Here is a 16,954-nt window from a genome sequence, read left to right as displayed (position 1 = left end):
CAGGTGATGGGCGACTACCTCTGCCATTCCGAGCCGAACCTCGTCGAGTTCGAGGCCACCGTCGTCGAGACCCGTCCGGGCGCCGTGGTGCTTTCACGCTCGGCTCTCCATCCAGGAGGCGGCGGACAGGTTTGTGATCGGGCGTCGCTCGAGCACCGGCACGGCGCGGCTGTGATCTGCGACGTCGTGAAAGAGGGCGACGTGTGGTGGCATGTCCTCGATACACCCGAAGAGGTCGCGGACGCGGTGGTGGTAAGGATCGACCGCGACCACCGGGCGCGCGTCGCTCAACTCCACACCGCGACGCACATCCTCAACGCGTTCGTCTTTCAGCGCTTCGACGGAGCGCTCGTGACGGGAGCCCAGATCTATGGCGACGGGACCGCGCGGATGGATTTCGACCTACCCGGAGCACAGAGCGAAGACCTGCGGAGCATCGAGCACGACATCAACGACGTGATCCGCGGCGGCCCCGATGTCCGCTCGATATACATGGCGGCAGAGGCGGCGGCGGCGATACCCGGGATGATCCGCAGCCGTTCGGTGGCGCCGCCGCCGACTTCGGACGGTCGGCTCCGAACGATTGAGATACTCGAGCTCGACCAGCAAGCGTGCGGCGGGACGCACATCGCGAACACGGCCATGTCCCCGCCGGTCAGAATCGCCAAGATCGATAACAAAGGGCGCCACAACCGGCGTATCCGCCTAGCTCTCGTCGAACAGCCCGTCGGCGCCAGCGAGGTGCGCTTCGTCTGATGAACATCCTCCTCGTCGACGACAGCCCCGAAGTCCGTCGCTGCGTGCGGCGACTGATCGAGCGTCAGACGACCTTCACAGTCGTAGCGGAGGCAGGTGGCGGGGAGGAGGCACTTGAGATGTTGTCCGCCCTGCGGCCCCAGGTCGTCGTGACCGACGTCAACATGCCAGGGATCGACGGTGTGGCTCTTACGCGCGAGATCAAACGCCTCTATCCCTCTATCCAGGTCCTCGCCCTGTCGTCGTGTATCGACTTCGACACAAGGGAGCGGATGCGAGAAGCCGGCGCCTCGGGATACATCGTGAAAGGAGACGAACGAGACGTGCTGACCTACGAGCTCGAGGCGCTCGACCAGACACGGGGGCAGTCGCGCCGGACATCTTCCACGACCTCCTGACGCGGCCCGGGGTCGCACCGGCGCGAGGTCGCAGCGCGGCGCGAGACCGACCGAGGGTCGCCCCTCACGCGCAGCGTGCGGTTGCGTGGAGGAGTTAGCGGCTACGCGTTGTGCGAGCAGGGAACGGCTGCGTTTCGACGCGAAACCAGGGCCACGAGTGGCAGCCTGGGGGCGATTCTGAAATCATCATCCGATGCCCGACCCGCACACGCTCTTGGTCTTCAGCGTCGCGAGCTTCGCTCTGCTGATCGTTCCTGGCCCAGCCGTGGTTTATGTCGTCACACGCAGCGTCTCCCAAGGACGGCGCGCCGGCATCGTCTCAATGCTCGGCATCGAAACCGGCGGCCTCGTCCATATCGCCGCTGCCGCACTGGGGCTATCCGCTCTTCTGGCTTCATCTGCCACTGCCTTCCTCGTCGTGAAATACGCGGGGGCGGCCTACCTCGTCTATCTCGGGATTCGCATGTTGGCTGAAGGAGGTGCCGACTTCGGCGAGACGTCAGCGCTCCGGTCGCACTCGCGACTCTTTTGGGAGGGCGTAATGGTCCAGGTCCTCAACCCCAAGGTAGCCCTGTTCTTCCTCGCCTTCTTGCCCCAGTTTGTAGATCCGGCCCGCGGGGGCGTTGCCCTACAGGTTGTCATACTCGGCATCTGCTTCACGCTGGTTGCCGCGCTCAGCGACGGCGCGTTCGCGTTGGCGGGCGGCACCGTAGGTGCCTGGTTGCAAACCCGCGACAACGTGCGGCGTTGGCTCGGCAAGGTCAGTGGCGGCGTTTACATCGCTCTCGGCGCGGGCGCTGCCTTCTCCGGAACCCGCCCGGGAACGACCGCCAGTTGATCGGATCCACAGCGCCGTTTCCGAGTCAATCTTCCCGAGCCGCAATGAGCAACGTTTGCGACGACCTCGCAACCGCCCCGCGACTATCGAACAGAGTTGCTCTCGCAAAGCCGACGTTCGTACCGGGCAGATCGGTAACAGCGTCAACACCTACCCACTCTTCATCCGAAAGGCGATCCACCTCGACGGTGAGATCTACGTTCTTGAAGAAGAAGACCAGCGGGTCGAGGACCGCGGATATGCCTGACGCAGTATCGGCAGCGATCAGGAGGCGCTCTATCCAACTGGGGTTCTCGCCTTCTACCAGCGGCACCCGACTGCGCGTCCATGCCATCGCCGGCCCCGGCTCCAGCCACGCGCCGCGCACGAAACGCCAATCGGTGGCAGTGTGGTAGCCGACATCGTACGAGACCGGAAAGAAGTCGCGTTCGCTCGCGCTCGCCACCGAAGCGTCCGGTACCTCGCCCCCCGCTTTCTGAGGAAGGTCGATCCGCTCATCGGGGAGGCGCCATGCAGAGGCAACCATCACTACAGCACCGGTCTCGTCGACCAACCTCGCCTCCACCAAGTCGAGCCTCTTGCCTGATCTCACAATCGAAGCAGCCACTTCGAGCGCCGCGACGGGAACCGGCCGCAGGACCTCGCAGGTGATCCTCGCAATGCGTCGCGGCGCCGGGCTCGCAAGGCGCGACATCTGTCGCGCTAACAAAGCGGCCGCGACGCCGGCAGCCTGAAACGCGGGGTCCCAGGGACCCGCCGCTGACGCGGTAGCGAGGAAACGCTCGCCGTCGGTTCGGAAAAAAGCCTCAACCACTACGATCAAGACGCTCTGGCGCGCGCTCCAGGTCTACTTCGCTCAGATGCTTCACTACCCTCTCCGCGATCCGGCCGAGGGTGTCGATCTCTTGCGGGCTTAGAAGGTCGATCAGGTGCCGGCGCACCGACTCAACGTGCGCGGGAGCGGCCGCACGGATAGTCCGCCACCCCTCCGGCGTCAACGCAACGACTGCTCCGCGACCATCCGAGGCGCATTCCTCTCGGACTACCAATCCCCGTTCCTGCATCCGCGCCACGTGGTGGGACAAACGACTGGACGACCACAGCATCGAAGCTGCTAGATCCTTCAGGCGCATCCGACGGCCTTGCGCCTCTGAAACCGTGGAGAGAACGTCGTAGTCCGCCTCAGACAACCCCGAGTCATTCGCGAGATCCCGCGCCAGCTGCAGGTCGAGCCGAGCGCGCATCCGCCGGTAAGCACGCCATGCCCGCTCCTCAGCAGGAGTTAACCAGCGCGGCTTTGCCATGCGACAAGGTTAGCCTGCTTTAGTTGACATGTCACGCATCCGGTGTTATTTTATGACATGTCACAGACTTTTGCGCCCCCGACCGCAAACGCCGAAAGGAAGAGATCGCATGGCCATCGCAGACCGAAGATTCGCCCGGGGCGCCCGCTCTCAGGTGCCGGCGCGGTGGCGGCGGGAGCCTGCTTCGCCGGAGTCCTCGGCGGAGACGATCGTCCACACCTGGACCCGCCTGCTCGCAGGGCTGTGGCTTTTCGGTGCCGGCATCGCATTGATGGTGCGCGCAGAGCTCGGCGTGTCGTCGTGGGATGTCCTCCATGACGCGCTGCGTCTGCACACCGCTTTCAGCTTCGGCGCTGCAGTCGTCATCGTTTCGGTCGTCGTCGTGCTGGGCAGCGCCGTCATGGGCGTGAAGCCCGGACCCGGCACCATCGCAAACGTCCTGCTCGTCGGTGCCTTCACCGACCTCGTTCTCTTCACGGGCGGCCTCGACTCGCTCCCAGCTGCGCACATACTCACCCGCCTCATGGCGTTGCTCGTCGGCGTGCTAGCGATCGCGCTCGGCACCGCGATCTACATCGGCGCAGGATTGGGCGCCGGGCCGAGAGACAGCCTCATGCTCGCTGCTGGTCGAAGGCTGCACGTGTCCACCGGCACGTCGCGCGCGCTGATCGAAGGCAGTGTCCTCGCGGCCGGTGCGCTGATGGGCGGGCGCGTTGGTCCTGGAACCGCCGTGTTCGCCATCGCGATAGGTCCCGCGATCAATGCTTCCTTCCGCCTCTTCGGCATGGAACCTCCCCGACGAGCGAGGAACCGCCATCGAGTGAGGCGCGCCGCTCAAGCAGCGCAGCGATGGGGACGCCGCGGTCAACTCGGCACCACTTCCTCCGCAGAGAAATCCCGCTACACCGGCGGGCGCATATGACCTCGTCCGCGAAGCACGAGAAGCAGCCGAGGTCGTTGTTGTTCGGCGTAAATGTCTCAACTACGGCCGCGGATGGGGCCAACCCGGTAGCAGACGCGATGCGTGCCGAAGCACTCGGCTTCGATTTCATCTCCGCGAACGATCACCCCTGCGGCAGCACGCCGAGCTACGAACTGTGGACGATGCTCACGTGGATAGCCGCCAAGACAACGCGTATCAAGGTGGCGAGCCGGGTGCTCGGCGTGCCCTACCGGCCGCCGGCGATGGTCGCCAAGATGGCCGAGTCGCTGGACCGGTTTTCGAAAGGCCGGCTGATCCTTGGAGTCGGAGGCGGCTACTCCGACGATGAGTTCCAGGCCTTCGGGCTAGGTGTTCCCGCATCGCCAAGGGACAAGATCGAGGGTCTCGAAGAAGCCGTGCAGATAATCCGGGGCCTGTGGAGCTCCGAGAATTTCACCTTCGAGGGGAAGCACCACCACACCGACCACGCTGAGCTCGAACCCAAGCCCGCACACCGCATTCCGATCTGGTTGGGAACGTTCGGAAAACACTCGCTCGCGGTCACAGGGCGCGTGGCCGACGGCTGGATCCCGACGTTCGCGATGGCGACCCCGCAGGACGTTCCTGCGATGCGGAATCGGATCTTCGAAGCGGCGCGTTCAGCGGGACGAAGGCCCGATGAGATCACGCTCGCCTACAACCTCGACTTCCGCATACAAGATGCTGGATTCTCCGAAGAGGGGGTCGTGTCGGGATCGGCCAAGCACGTTGCCGAGCAGCTCATCAGCTTCACGGATCTAGGTTTCACCGCGATGAACTTCAGCCCTGCAGGAGACGAGCCAGAGCGGCAGGTCGAACGTCTGGCACAAGAAGTGCTTCCGATCGTGCGTCGAACAGCTCAAGAGCGAGGAATCGGATATCACGCGCCGCGCAGGATCAATTAGCACCCTGGCGGCTCGTTCCCCTCACCGTCACGCCTCACCACACGGCTCGATGGTGGTCGTTGACCTATTGCGCGCTGAGCCTTCGCAGCAGCGGTTAAATTTCAAACGGAGGACCTTGCATAAGAGCATCCGTTGCCCGACCACGCGTCCACATGCGACCGATATACTTCACATGCTCCTGAATCACGTCTCAGGAATCGAGACGCAAGCGGTGAACCTGGTAGTGGTTCATCGAACAAGACCAGAACCTATCGAAGCTTGGCGAGCTTCTCGTACAGCTTGTAAGAGGCCGCCTCGGATAGGGCCAAGCTGTCGAGGCGGAAGCTCTCATCGACCCCATGGATGCCATCATTCGCCAGGGCGAAACCACTCAAGATCGTCGGGATGTTGCGGTCATAGAACCCTTTGAGCACCGGGATGGACCCACCATCGCGCTTCAGTGCGGGTCGGGTGCCAGTTGCCTCTTCCAGCGCCTCGAACCCGAGCAGGAGCGCAGCGTCGTTCGGGTCGAAGACGGCGGCGTCGCTCGCTTGCCACCTGATGTCTACTTCGGCGCCTTTTGGCATCGCCGACCGGAGCAGCTCCTCGGTCTTGCTCGCTATCGCTCGGGAGTCCTGACCGGACGCTAGCCGGATCGTGAACTTTATCTGTGCGGTGGCGGGAACGATCGTCCGCTTCTGGACAGCGTCGCCGCTCGAGATGCCATTCACATCCAACGACGCGTCGGCCCAGTTGCGCTCGTAGTAGTGAAGAGCAGCGTCGTCAACGATAGGACGCCCGCCGGCCTCGGCGATCACCTGGGTTCCCGGAGCGAAGCTCGCCCACGACTCCAGCTCCTCCTGCTTGGGAGAGCTGATGCCCGCTCGAAGCTCGTCACGCAGCAATCCGTCGGGACCTGGAAGCACCTGAGCGAGCATCTGTACAGCTGCGTGAGCCGCGTTGAGCGCGACGCCTCCATACATCCCGGAGTGCAGGTCGCGTTCGGCGGTCTTGATATCAACGGCGAACGCCACCATCCCGCGCACACCGAGCGTGATAGCGGGAGTGCTGGCATCGAGCATGTCCGAGTCGAACACGATCGCAGCATCCGCCCCGCGCTCGTCCGCTGCCAGCCATCGCAGGATGCTGTCGCCACCGACCTCTTCTTCACCTTCGATGACACAGCGCACGTTCACAGGCAGGTCGCCCTTCATCGCGAGATCACATGCCGCGAAGAGGAGGGGGTAGAAGTTGCCCTTGTCGTCGCTGGCGCCCCGGGCATAGATACGGCCGTCGCGTACCTGCGGGTCGAACGGGGGCGTCGTCCATGCATCGAGCGGATCTGGCGATTGCACGTCGTAGTGCCCGTAGATCATGACGGTCGGGGCATCCGGATCGGCCGCTTTCAGCTCCCCTACTACCAGTGGGTTGCCTAGGTCCTCGACCACCTCGGCGGAGCCTCCGGCACGAACGATCTTGTCCCGAACCCACTCGGCGCATCTGGATAGCTCCGCGGGGTCACCATGCCCTGAGGAGATCGATGGGATGCGGATGTAGTCGAAGAGCTCCTCTAGGAGCAGGGGTGAAGGTTGCATCGTGCCAGGTTAGATGAGCGGCCGTGAGCGATGTGCGAGTCGCGATTCACCAGCCCACGTTCGCCCGCGTCGAACGCGGCGTAATGAAACAGGCTGAGCTCAACGCCTATTCGCTGGGTTTGTCACGCGCGTACGATGGGGTCATGGCGCACCAGCCAAAGCTCATGTTCCGCACCAAGGGAAAGATTGCCGAGCTGGCTACCTGTTCCCCGACGAGCCGGCAACCATCTATGTACAGGCGGATCGCTCAGGCGGCCGCTATCGCTACGGCGATGCCGCTCAGCTCGAAAGCAAAGCCAGGGTTGGTCCGAACAGAGCTCCCACCACACCACCTACCATTGAGGACGCATAACAGAGGGTGACATCGGTCAACACACAACGTTGCTTCAAGACCAGACGTCTCCGCTCGAAATCGGAGGCGTCTGACGATCCACGCTCGCTATATCCTTTGGCTCTCCCGGACCGAGGACGCAGCCAAAGGACCCCCGAACACGCGCCGAAGCCCGGCTGAAGCGCAATGGCGTTCGCGGACTGGAAGAGAGCGTTTACTTCAGAGAGCCCGACGGAAGTCTTCTCGACTTCATCTCTTATCCCGACTCCGACCCAGCGTAAGCGCGCCTCCGCGCGTTCTGCCGGAGGCGCTCCCAACGCGATTATCTATGCCGTCTGGTTCTCCTCGGGCGAAGTCGCCTTCTTGACTTCGGCCGACTGAAACTGAAGATCCGGTCCCACGTGGGTGACCTGGATCTCGACGCTCTGACGCTTGTTGCCGTCGTTGTCTTAGGAATCCGTCTTCGAGCGACTCGCTCCGCTCCCTGCTCTCGATGGCGAGAACCGAAAACTCCAAAGCAAAGGCAAAGAGCCCGGCGAAGCCGGGCTCTTTCAGAAACCGAAGTTCTTATGAAGCCTTTGTCTCGGTCGTCACCTTCTGGATCCTCGCCGTTGCGAACTGGAGGTCGGGCCCGACATGCTGGACCTGGACCTCGATCGTGGTCCGCTTCTGACCCTCGACCTCGAAGCTGCGCTGGACGAGCTTGCCGGCCACGAACACCCGCATGCCCTTCTTGAGGGTGTGCGCTGCGTTCTCGGCGACCGAGCGCCATGCCGTGCAGCGGAAGAACCCGTCGTTGACGTCCTGCCACTCGCCGTTGTGCTTGGAGCGGTGGCTGACCGCGACGGTGAAGCCTGCGAGGGCCGCGCCACTCTGGGTGTAGCGGAGCTCGGGATCGTCGCTGAGGTTTTCTCTAAAGCTACCTGCTTAAGACCCGCGTTCGGGATCCGCAAAAGCTTGAGGTCACCTGGGAACTGACGCGGTGTCGCCTACCCACCCTGCCTATGGCAGCCGACCATCGCGGCTGCGCCTTCACGCCCCAGCTCTGGCTACGATAGTGACCGATGAAGCCGGTAGATGGACGCTATGCGACTAGACGACGGCTGTTCGTGTTCTCCGTAGCCGTCGCCGTGGCGTATTTCTTACTGATCCTTCTCCTGCCGCCGCTGATCATCACGAAGGAGGATGTTGCACTAGGGGCCACAAGGATCGACCTTCAGAACAACCTGCGAGGCGTCCTTCTGCAGATCGGGGGCGCCTTGCTACTCATCCGTGGCGCGCTTGCCGCGGCCGAACAGTTACAGCTCGCACGAGAGAGCCAGTTGACGGAGCGATTCAACCGCGCGATTGACCACCTGGCTCATGAACGACCAGACATCCGCGTCGGTGGGATTTTTGCGCTTGAGCAACTAGCGCGCCTTTCGATAGAGCACCATCGCCAGATAATCAGCTTGCTGACCGCCTTCCTGCAGCACAGCGCTCCTTTCCACCCAGACAAGCTGCCGTCGCGCGACGCTGTCACACCTGTGGCTTCGGATGTCCAGGCCGCTGTAACAGTCCTCGGCAGACGCGACGCACGAAGAGATCCCCCCGACTACGTAATGGACCTCAGCCGGATAAACCTCAGCGGCGTCGACTTCCACGGGGGCGACTATAGGGGAGCGAGGTTCAGCGGAAGTTCCTTCGTCGGTGCGGTCGCATATGACGCGCGGTTTGCGGCATCCGACTTCACGAACGTCGTCATGGACGGAGTGAACTTTCAGGGTGCCGAGTTATCCAAGTGCCGATTCAGTGGGCATATCGTGGGGTACTTCTCGGACGCTGATTTGGGCGAGGCCAAATTCGACCACAATGCGACCATTGAACGCTCGAGCTTCGAACGAGCCCATGCGAGAAACGCATCATTTAGCCGTGCGACGCTCCGAGAGGTGTTCTTTGACAAAGCAGATCTTTCTAAGGCGACCTTCAGCAGCGCTCGGGTTGAGTCTAGCTACTTCACTGAATGCCGACTTGAAGACTCAAACCTGCGAGGCGCAATCCTAAAGAAGGTTGACTTCTCGGGGTCGAACTTCGCGGGAGCTGATCTCAAAGATGCCGACCTGTTTGCTGTGAAGCTTTACCATGTGAAGAATCTAACGTCAGAACAACTCTTATTCGCAGACGTGGACTGGGAGACCAGCGAATCTCGTCATGCCTATGCCGCCGAACTGCGGAATGAGAACCAACGATGACGCGACGCGACCTGGTCTGACTATCGGCACCTGCTGAGCAGGGGCCGAGTTCGTCCTAATCCGGCAAAGGAAGCGTCCATCATTCCCCGCACATGTTCTGTTGTCTCGCCATTCGGCCGGCTACGTCGCCTGCTTCCTCGGCCGGAGACGCAGGTCAGGTTCGGTCCGACCGTGGACCACGCATCAAACCTGGGCCAAGCCGGGGCTCGGCTGATATGCACGCAAGTGGCGGGTCCCCTGCAGCCGAACTGACCGGCTTGTGCGGTTAAAGATCTCCGCGATGACGACGGTACGCGCTCTGCTTTTCCTCGGTCGAGGAGCTTTTGTCCGAGGCCGAACTCAAACCCCTGCGGTGGCTTTGGCTACCTCTGCGGTAGCGAACTGAAGGTCGGGACCCACGTGGGTGACCTGGATCTCGACGCTCTGACGCTTGTTGCCGTCATTGTCCTGCCAGTTGCGCTGGACGAGCTTGCCGACCACGAAGACCCGCATGCCCTTCTTGAGCGTGTGCGCTGCGTTCTCGGCGACCGAGCGCCCTGTGCTCGCATTGGTTGACAGGGGCTTAACAGCTCCTATACAAAATACGACTACTATAGTTAACGTAGCTGCAGGAGGTGGCTGATGAGACTGCCCCCCGGTTCCGGAAAAAAAATGTTGGCGGGGATACCCCGGCTTGTATTGGTGGGTTCAGTCTTAGTGGGATCCAGCTTCCTCGGTAGAGCGACCTCGGCCAGCCCCCGTCAAAGCGTCTCGTCGGCCGACCCGGCCCAAGAGCCCGCAATCGACGAAATCATGCGACCCGGCCATCCCGACAGACCTCAGGGCGAGACTCCGTCTACACAGGGAGACGACGCCGAAGCGTGTCGGGCGGCGCACAGAGGAAACTGGCAAGAGGCAGAGGATCAAGCGGCGAGCCAATCGATGCGGGAACGGCTTAGGCAACGGCGACTCCCTGAGTGCCCAACCTTCAGGCCCGCCCCGGTTCCAAGTCCCTGAGCCTAGGAGGCGCTTATCCATGCGACGTCCAGCATTCGGCCTGAGCCTGCTTCTCGCAGCATTGACCGTCATCTCTGCAACCCAGGATTCCGCCAGCGCCCATCACTTCATCGATACATGTGATGAAGTCGGACTCTTTGACAGACAAGACATGGCGCCTTACAAGGAGGCTGCGAGCACGCTGAGTTCGGTTGTATACGTAGGTCATATTCCTCCGGCAAAGGATTGCAATGCCGGGACTTTCCAGGGAACGACCCAGCACTCCTCTCTTCACTCCAAATCCAAGGACTTCTCAAAGTGCCTGGAATTGGTCGCACAACGCAGTGATACGGGGCACATCTCGATGTGGGGCTACGACTGTCGCAGTGACAGCAACGTGTCGTTGCACGACATCTCCAACTATGGGTCCGACATCATGTTCTTCTGGATGACCTCCGGCGGCGACGAACATTGGGACCTCTGGTACTACCGCTACGACACGAGCCAGTGGGTCTATCTGTCGACGGTCGTGAACCGAGACGTCAAGATGGTTCCGTGGGCAGAATCGACCGGGTATAACGCGTCTTCTTCACGGAACACGTGGTTCAACAGCTACGTCGCGGAGAATGAGTTCGGACAATGGAGCCCCGCGTTTACGTGCTCTGTCTATAGGAATTTGGGACCGGATAACCACCAGGCGATGCGGGTGCGCTCAGCGGGCGCGGTGGTCTTCGAGCCCAATCCGGGGTTTGCCTGTGGATAGCTCAATTGGCGCGCGCGAACTGGTCGAATGTCAATAGAAAAGGTGAGTTGAATCGTGGGGGCGCAGAAGTCGTGGCTGGTGGTTGTAGCGATCTTTGTCGTAGGAGTTTCAACTCCGGCAGTAGCAAGATCCGTTGTTGACTTTGCTCGCAATGCGCACAAAGTTGACGGGTTCCACGCGGTTGGCCCTGCCAGCACGAACCGAGACTCAAAACTGGTTGCTACAGACGACAGTGGCAGGTTGCCAAACAACATCATCAGGAAGGCACCAAACTCGGCGAGGCTGGGCGGGCGTCCGCCTTCTGACTACCTCACCACCTGCGATCAAGGAGTTGTCGTAGCTGCGGGGATTGTTCCCGAGGATCCAGGCGCCACTTACTCCGGAGTCTTCGGTTACCAATACGTCGGGGCGCTCGGTGAGTGCCGCATTCAGAGCTTTAACGCAAAGCGCCTTGGTGTCGGCACTTACCAAGTACGCTTCGCGAGCGGCATTACGTGCGCGGGTGAGCCCTCCCCGCGAACCAGCTACGCAACTGTGGTGAGCGTGAAGTCGAACCTTCCTCTGTTCGGGTCTAGCCAAACCGTATGTGATGCTGAGGGAAAGATCGTCGAGCAGGTAAAGATTTTTGACACGGATGGCGCGCCTCAGGATTCGGCCTTCACCATTGCCCTATTGAGCCGCGCAGCAGCGCTTCCCTGACCAGACATTTGGCGCTTCCGGAGCTGGATCTATTCGGGCCAGGTTTTCACGTCCGGTGTCGGATTCCCAGGTGAGATGCTGAACAGACGGGTCTGACGGTGGGGCCTTTGCACAGCCGTCGCCTGGCGCTGTGGCTGATGTCGTTCTTTCTCCATGCAGTCTTGGGAGCGTGCGGTTCCGAACCGTCCAGGACCCTCAGAGGGGAACACGCCTGCGGACTTCCCTCCCCGATGAAGGTATCTGACAAGAACCTGCCGCGATTCTTCACCCCCGGAGCAGGCGAAGAATTGACTCAGTTCGCTAGGCCCCCCGGCGGAACAAGCGTAGCGCTCAATCTGCCACATTCCGTCGACGACGCACTCGCGTTGTATCGGGACTCTGTCGAAGCGGCTGACTTCGATGTCGTCATGAGCGAGAACGAAGGATTCGAGGGCGAATTGTACTTTCGAGGGAAAGGAAAGGTTGGGGCTGTTCGCGTGCGGTCATCGTTCTGTGACCACGCCAGTTCCGTCCTAGTGACCTTGGTTCGCACCAAGGCTCTGTAGCCCTGCTCGAAAAAGCCCTGCTCGCGAAGAAGACGCTCCCATGCTGGCGCAGGAGGAACAGGGATTCGGAATCGATTCGACGTGAACGAGGATGATGCCGCTGCAAGCAGAGCCACAGCTGACCAAGGTGGTCCAGCTACCTCTGAGACGAGAGCTAAACATCCCGTCCAGCTGCGTGGGACCTGGATCTCGACATTCTGACGTATGTTGCCTGGTACGTGTACTCAACCGGGTACGTTGAGAGCGCGAATACCCGACAAGGCTTCGCGAGAGAGTAGCTAGCTGGCTCCTCATGGCGAACCAAACCATTGGAAAGACCCCGCCCCGGCCATTGCCGGCTCTTTCAGAAATCGAACGCGAGGGAGCCTGCTGATCGGATCTCCTCTTCGCTACCTCTGCCGTAGCGAACTGAAGGTCCGGTCCCACGTGGGTGACCTGGATCTCGACGGACTGACGCTTGTTGCCGTCGTCCTGCGAGTTCCGTCTTCGAGCGACTCGCTCCGCTTCCTGCTCTCGACGGCTAAGCCGAAAACTAAACGTAAAGAGCCCGGCTTTGCCGGGCTCTTTCAAAGACCTGGAATCCCTAGGAAGCCTGCGTCTCAGCGCTCGATTTCTGGATCGTGGCGGTGGCGAATTGGAGATCGGGGCCGACGTGCTGGACCTGAACTTCGATCGTTGTCCGGTTCTGGCCCTCGACCTCGAAGTTCCGCTGGACGAGCTTGCCCGCCACGAAGACTCGCATGCCCTTCTTGAGGGTGTGGGCTGCGTTCTCGGCGACCGATCGCCATGCCGTGCAGCGGAAGAACCCGTCGTTGACGTCCTGCCACTCGCCGTTGTGCTTGCTGCGGTGGCTGACCGCGACGGTGAAGTTCGCGAGGGCCGCGCCACTCTGGGTGTAGCGAAGCTCGGGAGCGTCGGTGATGTTTCCGACTAGAGCGACCTGGTTCATCACTACCTCTCTTCCTGGGGCGCTTGTTGGCTGCGCCCGAAGCCGTTCCGACGCCACCGGAACAAGTCCGCGCCCGAACGACGGAACGCAACCGACGATGAGTCGAGCGAGCATCCATGGACGCGCAGCGTGCGGTTGCGTGGAGGAGTCAGCGGACTACGGTTGCGTCAGCAGGAATGGCTGACTCGGGCAGCAGCGCTCAGGTGAGAGTGAAGTGACCAGGCCACTCGGAGATATCGAATCGGAGGAAGGGCTCCGGCACCTCAGACGTCAGGGCGTCATCGAACTCAACCAGGTAGATCCACTGCGCTGGTAACGCTGATCCGAACCGACTTGTATTCGGCTCCAGCCGAGCATCACGAACAATCGCTGACATCCGAATAGGTGACCAATCATCAGCTCGCATCGAATCGTGCGCGCACCCTGCGATCCCCACCCTCAGTCCAGTCGCGTAACGACGCACCTTCTCGACTCCCTCTTCGGCTTGCCGTCGGAGATGCTCCAGATGGGAAAGCGCCTGGGTCGCATCGTCACCCACGCCGACCAGTACAGAGGGTCCCGCCATCCACCATTCAATAGCGAAGGAGTCGCCACCAAATGCTTCCTGGGGAACGGCGGGTTGCGTATGCCAAGCGGAGAAACCGGGCACCACGACGTGTTCCCCTCCTTCCAGCGGGTCTGCTCCTGTCGCCGACACATCGAAGGCGGCCCAAGGTCCACCCTCGTAAATCCCGCCGTAGCGCGTCTCGCCAATCACAGCCATCAGCGTCTAATCCCCCACAGGTCATCCACGCATGCAATCCTCCCGCCTTCGGTGTTCCGCCGCCCGAGGTGCAGCGAGCCAACGCGAGTCGACCGAGGGCGGGAGTCTGCTACCTCCTTCGCGCCTTCCGTGGCGCTTAGACGTTCTTACGGCCCGTGTCTCAGGGCGGAGATAGCGACGAGGTCAACCGGCGGCGCAGCCGGTCCGAGCATCCATGGACGCGCAGGACTCACGGTTTACCGAAGGAGCGGCCGCCCCTAACGTGCCGCCAAGAAGAACGTCTGCCGCAGGTATGCCAAGGTGAGCCCGTGGACCTGGCGCGACAAGCGATAGAGACGTTGCGAAACGCCCGCTTTCCCGTGTACGCGGTCCCTCCCTCAGATTGGACGGGCGACGTGATGGTCCGCGGCGTCTGGGGCGACCGCAAGCATGCCCTCGCAATAACGATGAGTTACGACGATGACTTGGCCGTCGAAACCCCAGACCGACAAATCGAGATCATCTCCACCGGCGCAGAGGGCATGACCAAACGCTCGCCGCCTCACACCTTCTTGCTGCATGAAGCTTCCTACGAGACCGAACTTGCCAACTTCGTTGAGAACATCGGCCGTGGGCGACTCAGGCAGGGTCCGCACGGAATGCTCCAAGCGGGCCAGCGTCGACCTCTCGAAGCGGTCGCCTTCGACAAGGGGTTATGGGTCGAACGTGCGTCATTCGACGAACACCGGGAACTCAGGATCTTCCGCGTCCAGACACCTCGCGCGGAGGTGCTCGTCCTGGGGTGGAACTGGGACGACGACGCCCTGGTTACCTTCACGCAGAGGGCTCGACCCATCCAACACGACCAGGCCCTGTGTGCCCAGATAGAGGCAGCTGAGTATGCGGCCTGGAAGAAGATCGAGGGCCGCCACTCGTAGCCCTTGACCTTTCGGGCGAAGCCCGACCCACCGCCCGAAGACGCAGCACGAAGTGACCGTCTGAGGGCGGACACAGCGGCGGGCATGACTTGGCGCCGTCACAGAACGGCAGCCGGCGTGACCGAATGGGTAGCGGACCAGTCGTGTCAGGCTCATCCGCGCCCGTGGCGGTCGTGTCACACCCTGCGCGTATCGTGGGTCACACGGGGGAGGTGGGGCCAGTTAAGGACCTCAAGGAGTTCGCAGCGTTCTGGGACAACATCATCGATCGCTACATCGCGGGCGAGTTCCCGCTCGACGCACCTCTAGACGCTTGGTTCGACTCCTACAAGGGGATCGGGGAAGGAGCTGTCGACCCGCAGGTCATGCCTGAGCCCTACCTCGGAGATCTTTTCGCAGGTGAGCACAAGATCGTCTTTATGGGACTCAACCCAGGCGCTCCCCGTCCGACGGCGCAGGCCCGAAACGGCACCTACGCCAACGAGATACGCGCCCTCGGCTCGTACACCGCTTGGGCGGCCACGTGGCCCTACCTACGAGAGGCTGACATCACGGATTGGGGCAAGAACGTCTTCCACGACGCGCGCTATCGATTCATGAAGGACTGGTACGCCGACGACAACCTGGAACACCGGCGCATGGTGAATTGGGAGCTCTATCCGTGGCACTCGAAGAAGATTCAAGGCTCCCGTATGCGGCCGCCCCCGAAGGTCGTGAGGGAATTCGTCTGGGAGCCGATTGCTTCACTCGGGACAACCTGGATCTTTGCTTTCGGCGCCCCTTGGTACGAGCAACTCGAGCACCTCGGCCTAAGACAGCTCATGCACCTCGGTCATGGTGGCGAGCCGTACCCGACCGAAACGAAACCCAAGGCCTATCGGCAGGTCAAGGTGTACGAAGGACCAGCGGATTCCTTCGTCATCGCCATGAGCACGGCATCGGCCGCCGCTCCGCCTAAGAGACGAGAAGTGGAGATCCTCAAGACGGAGTTGGCCTCACGAGGCTTGCCTGTCCCTCAACCTTGAGCACTCAACCTCTAAGCTCTCGAGGATCTGCTTCGCACAGCCAATCGCTCGTTCGGCCGTCTGCCTGACGACGTCGGTTGCGCCGCCGGCCCGACGGGCCACGTAGGGGAAGCTGTAGTTGCCGGTATCGAGCCCGATCGCATCGCAAACGATGTAGGCCACCGACTCGACCTCTACCTCGGCAACCTCCCGACTCGCCACCGGGCCCTCCGAATGGAGGAGCGCATGACCGAGCTCGTGGATCAGAGTCTTCACGGCTTGAGCCGGTGCTACATCGGGGCGCACCGCGATCTGCTTGCTCGAGAAGTCGCAGTAGCCGTTCTCACTCCGACGCCGGTGGCGGATCACTTCGAAGCCGGCCGCTTCGGCTTGGGAAACGAGTGCGTTCCAGATGCCCTCGGGCGCGTCCGCGTCTAGGAGCTTCGGCCGCACCGCGTCCAGGTCCCGCAGGTCGTCGCCTCCGTCTGGGAGATGTCGAAGACGTAGACGACACGGAAGCCACGTATCTGCTGCACCGTCTGCTCCTCGCCGGCGTGGTTCTCTACCTTCGTCCTGTATCGGCAGGGGGCGAAGATGGCGATGCCCTTCTCGCCCTTCTTCACTGAACGACCAAGGGATTTCCAGCGGTTGAAGCCGGCGACGACCGTTGCGTCGGGTCGCTGCAGGAAGATCATCAGGTGGTTGTTGAAGCTGTAGCGGTGGAACTTGGATGCGATCTTGAGCATCCGCTTCCAGTCGTCGCCGGAGACGATCTCGGCGACAGCGTCCTGGAGCTTGTCGTGAGCGGCTCGGAGTTTGTCGTTCCGGTTCTCGGTCTTGCTGGTCATCGCGTACCTCCTTAGCTCGGCGGCTTTGCCTGCCGCACGAGCGCCGGCTACGCGAGGGGGTCAAGGGGGTAAATCCCGCAGGGACGCGACGAAGGAGCGCCCTTGACGCCGGAGCGCCGGCGCTAAGACTTGCGAAGCCGCCGAGAGGGGGCTGCCTGGGGCTGCGAGGTACTTCGATTTCGAGCTAAACCGA

At 62.0% G+C, this 16,954-nt stretch carries 18 protein-coding genes and 1 pseudogene; 10 read left to right on the top strand and 9 right to left on the bottom strand.

The genetic code is table 11. The annotated features are described in order from the left end of the window. The first annotated feature begins 6 nt into the window (after positions 1-6). From M3N53_13225 to M3N53_13215, 3 genes are all read left to right on the top strand, one after another. Positions 7-756 carry an alanyl-tRNA editing protein gene (locus M3N53_13225; protein ID MDP9069289.1) on the top strand — a complete coding sequence of 250 codons (750 nt, stop codon included), beginning with the start codon at positions 7-9 and terminating at the stop codon, positions 754-756. Further along, complete coding sequence (locus M3N53_13220) at positions 756-1,154, top strand: response regulator transcription factor (GenBank protein ID MDP9069288.1); 399 nt, start codon at positions 756-758, stop codon at positions 1,152-1,154. The genes M3N53_13225 and M3N53_13220 overlap by 1 nt, the downstream gene beginning before the upstream one ends. A gap of 193 nt (positions 1,155-1,347) precedes the next feature. After that, entirely contained in the window at positions 1,348-1,992 is a 645-nt protein-coding gene (locus M3N53_13215) for a LysE family translocator (GenBank protein MDP9069287.1), read from the top strand. A gap of 25 nt (positions 1,993-2,017) precedes the next feature. On the opposite strand, the gene M3N53_13210 is transcribed toward M3N53_13215, so the two are convergent. Both M3N53_13210 and M3N53_13205 read right to left on the bottom strand, forming a co-directional pair. Beyond that, positions 2,018-2,686 carry a thioesterase family protein gene (locus M3N53_13210; protein ID MDP9069286.1) on the bottom strand — a complete coding sequence of 223 codons (669 nt, stop codon included), beginning with the start codon at positions 2,684-2,686 and terminating at the stop codon, positions 2,018-2,020. Positions 2,687-2,798: 112 nt separating this feature from the next. Next, complete coding sequence (locus M3N53_13205; GenBank protein MDP9069285.1) at positions 2,799-3,296, bottom strand: MarR family transcriptional regulator; 498 nt, start codon at positions 3,294-3,296, stop codon at positions 2,799-2,801. A 109-nt stretch (positions 3,297-3,405) separates the two neighbouring features. On the opposite strand from M3N53_13205, the gene M3N53_13200 reads away from it, so the two are divergent. Then, positions 3,406-4,218 (top strand): membrane protein, encoded by an 813-nt coding sequence (locus M3N53_13200; GenBank protein ID MDP9069284.1) that lies wholly within the window; start codon positions 3,406-3,408, stop codon positions 4,216-4,218. 98 nt (positions 4,219-4,316) lie between these two features. Further along, positions 4,317-5,162 (top strand): LLM class flavin-dependent oxidoreductase, encoded by an 846-nt coding sequence (locus tag M3N53_13195; GenBank protein ID MDP9069283.1) that lies wholly within the window; start codon positions 4,317-4,319, stop codon positions 5,160-5,162. Between the two features lie 248 nt (positions 5,163-5,410). Here the strand turns inward: M3N53_13195 and M3N53_13190 are convergent, their stop codons facing one another. Both M3N53_13190 and ssb (M3N53_13185) read right to left on the bottom strand, forming a co-directional pair. Next, on the bottom strand, positions 5,411-6,736 hold the full coding sequence (locus tag M3N53_13190; protein ID MDP9069282.1) for a M20/M25/M40 family metallo-hydrolase: 1,326 nt from the start codon (positions 6,734-6,736) through the stop codon (positions 5,411-5,413). A gap of 898 nt (positions 6,737-7,634) precedes the next feature. After that, positions 7,635-7,916: pseudogene (ssb, locus tag M3N53_13185) on the bottom strand (single-stranded DNA-binding protein). Positions 7,917-8,131: 215 nt separating this feature from the next. On the opposite strand from ssb (M3N53_13185), the gene M3N53_13180 reads away from it, so the two are divergent. Then, on the top strand, positions 8,132-9,298 hold the full coding sequence (locus M3N53_13180; protein MDP9069281.1) for a pentapeptide repeat-containing protein: 1,167 nt from the start codon (positions 8,132-8,134) through the stop codon (positions 9,296-9,298). A 339-nt stretch (positions 9,299-9,637) separates the two neighbouring features. Here M3N53_13180 and M3N53_13175 read toward each other — a convergent pair whose 3' ends face one another. Then, positions 9,638-9,790, bottom strand: a complete 153-nt coding sequence (locus tag M3N53_13175; GenBank protein ID MDP9069280.1) for a single-stranded DNA-binding protein — start codon at positions 9,788-9,790, stop codon at positions 9,638-9,640. Positions 9,791-10,313: 523 nt separating this feature from the next. Here M3N53_13175 and M3N53_13170 point away from each other — a divergent pair. Both M3N53_13170 and M3N53_13165 read left to right on the top strand, forming a co-directional pair. Then, positions 10,314-11,036 carry a hypothetical protein gene (locus M3N53_13170; GenBank protein ID MDP9069279.1) on the top strand — a complete coding sequence of 241 codons (723 nt, stop codon included), beginning with the start codon at positions 10,314-10,316 and terminating at the stop codon, positions 11,034-11,036. A 54-nt stretch (positions 11,037-11,090) separates the two neighbouring features. Then, a complete protein-coding gene (locus M3N53_13165; protein MDP9069278.1) occupies positions 11,091-11,735 on the top strand; it encodes a hypothetical protein in 645 nt (214 codons plus the stop codon). Between the two features lie 1,128 nt (positions 11,736-12,863). Here M3N53_13165 and ssb (M3N53_13160) read toward each other — a convergent pair. Next, positions 12,864-13,229 (bottom strand): single-stranded DNA-binding protein, encoded by a 366-nt coding sequence (gene ssb, locus M3N53_13160; GenBank protein MDP9069277.1) that lies wholly within the window; start codon positions 13,227-13,229, stop codon positions 12,864-12,866. A gap of 199 nt (positions 13,230-13,428) precedes the next feature. Next, entirely contained in the window at positions 13,429-13,992 is a 564-nt protein-coding gene (locus tag M3N53_13155) for a hypothetical protein (protein MDP9069276.1), read from the bottom strand. A gap of 308 nt (positions 13,993-14,300) precedes the next feature. Here M3N53_13155 and M3N53_13150 point away from each other — a divergent pair, with 308 nt between their 5' ends. Both M3N53_13150 and M3N53_13145 read left to right on the top strand, forming a co-directional pair. Further along, positions 14,301-14,909 carry a hypothetical protein gene (locus M3N53_13150; GenBank protein MDP9069275.1) on the top strand — a complete coding sequence of 203 codons (609 nt, stop codon included), beginning with the start codon at positions 14,301-14,303 and terminating at the stop codon, positions 14,907-14,909. 194 nt (positions 14,910-15,103) lie between these two features. Next, positions 15,104-15,934 (top strand): hypothetical protein, encoded by an 831-nt coding sequence (locus tag M3N53_13145; GenBank protein MDP9069274.1) that lies wholly within the window; start codon positions 15,104-15,106, stop codon positions 15,932-15,934. Here the strand turns inward: M3N53_13145 and M3N53_13140 are convergent. Then, positions 15,905-16,366, bottom strand: a complete 462-nt coding sequence (locus M3N53_13140) for an ImmA/IrrE family metallo-endopeptidase (GenBank protein ID MDP9069273.1) — start codon at positions 16,364-16,366, stop codon at positions 15,905-15,907. The two genes, M3N53_13145 and M3N53_13140, sit on opposite strands and share 30 nt — an antisense overlap. Next, positions 16,348-16,761: an ArdC family protein gene (locus tag M3N53_13135; GenBank protein MDP9069272.1), complete on the bottom strand. Its 414-nt coding sequence runs from the start codon at positions 16,759-16,761 to the stop codon at positions 16,348-16,350. Before M3N53_13135 ends, M3N53_13140 begins: the two co-directional genes overlap by 19 nt. Between the last annotated feature and the right edge of the window lie 193 nt (positions 16,762-16,954).

Source organism: Actinomycetota bacterium (assembly GCA_030776625.1).
Taxonomy (GTDB): domain Bacteria; phylum Actinomycetota; class CADDZG01; order CADDZG01; family WHSQ01; genus MB1-2.
The sequence above is the reverse complement of the archived record's forward strand: the minus strand, read 5'-3'. Positions and strand labels throughout refer to the sequence as shown.

Coding starts and splice junctions, on each gene's coding strand:
- M3N53_13215 (MDP9069287.1), top strand. CDS start 1,348: ATGCCCGACCCGCACACGCTCTTGGTCTTCAGCGTCGCGAGCTTCGCT.
- M3N53_13195 (MDP9069283.1), top strand. CDS start 4,317: ATGCGTGCCGAAGCACTCGGCTTCGATTTCATCTCCGCGAACGATCAC.
- M3N53_13170 (MDP9069279.1), top strand. CDS start 10,314: ATGCGACGTCCAGCATTCGGCCTGAGCCTGCTTCTCGCAGCATTGACC.
- M3N53_13200 (MDP9069284.1), top strand. CDS start 3,406: ATGGCCATCGCAGACCGAAGATTCGCCCGGGGCGCCCGCTCTCAGGTG.
- M3N53_13180 (MDP9069281.1), top strand. CDS start 8,132: ATGAAGCCGGTAGATGGACGCTATGCGACTAGACGACGGCTGTTCGTG.
- M3N53_13135 (MDP9069272.1), bottom strand. CDS start 16,761: ATGACCAGCAAGACCGAGAACCGGAACGACAAACTCCGAGCCGCTCAC.
- M3N53_13155 (MDP9069276.1), bottom strand. CDS start 13,992: ATGGCTGTGATTGGCGAGACGCGCTACGGCGGGATTTACGAGGGTGGA.
- M3N53_13175 (MDP9069280.1), bottom strand. CDS start 9,790: ATGCGGGTCTTCGTGGTCGGCAAGCTCGTCCAGCGCAACTGGCAGGAC.
- M3N53_13220 (MDP9069288.1), top strand. CDS start 756: ATGAACATCCTCCTCGTCGACGACAGCCCCGAAGTCCGTCGCTGCGTG.
- M3N53_13225 (MDP9069289.1), top strand. CDS start 7: ATGGGCGACTACCTCTGCCATTCCGAGCCGAACCTCGTCGAGTTCGAG.
- M3N53_13190 (MDP9069282.1), bottom strand. CDS start 6,736: ATGCAACCTTCACCCCTGCTCCTAGAGGAGCTCTTCGACTACATCCGC.
- ssb (MDP9069277.1), bottom strand. CDS start 13,229: ATGAACCAGGTCGCTCTAGTCGGAAACATCACCGACGCTCCCGAGCTT.
- M3N53_13205 (MDP9069285.1), bottom strand. CDS start 3,296: ATGGCAAAGCCGCGCTGGTTAACTCCTGCTGAGGAGCGGGCATGGCGT.
- M3N53_13210 (MDP9069286.1), bottom strand. CDS start 2,686: ATGTCGCGCCTTGCGAGCCCGGCGCCGCGACGCATTGCGAGGATCACC.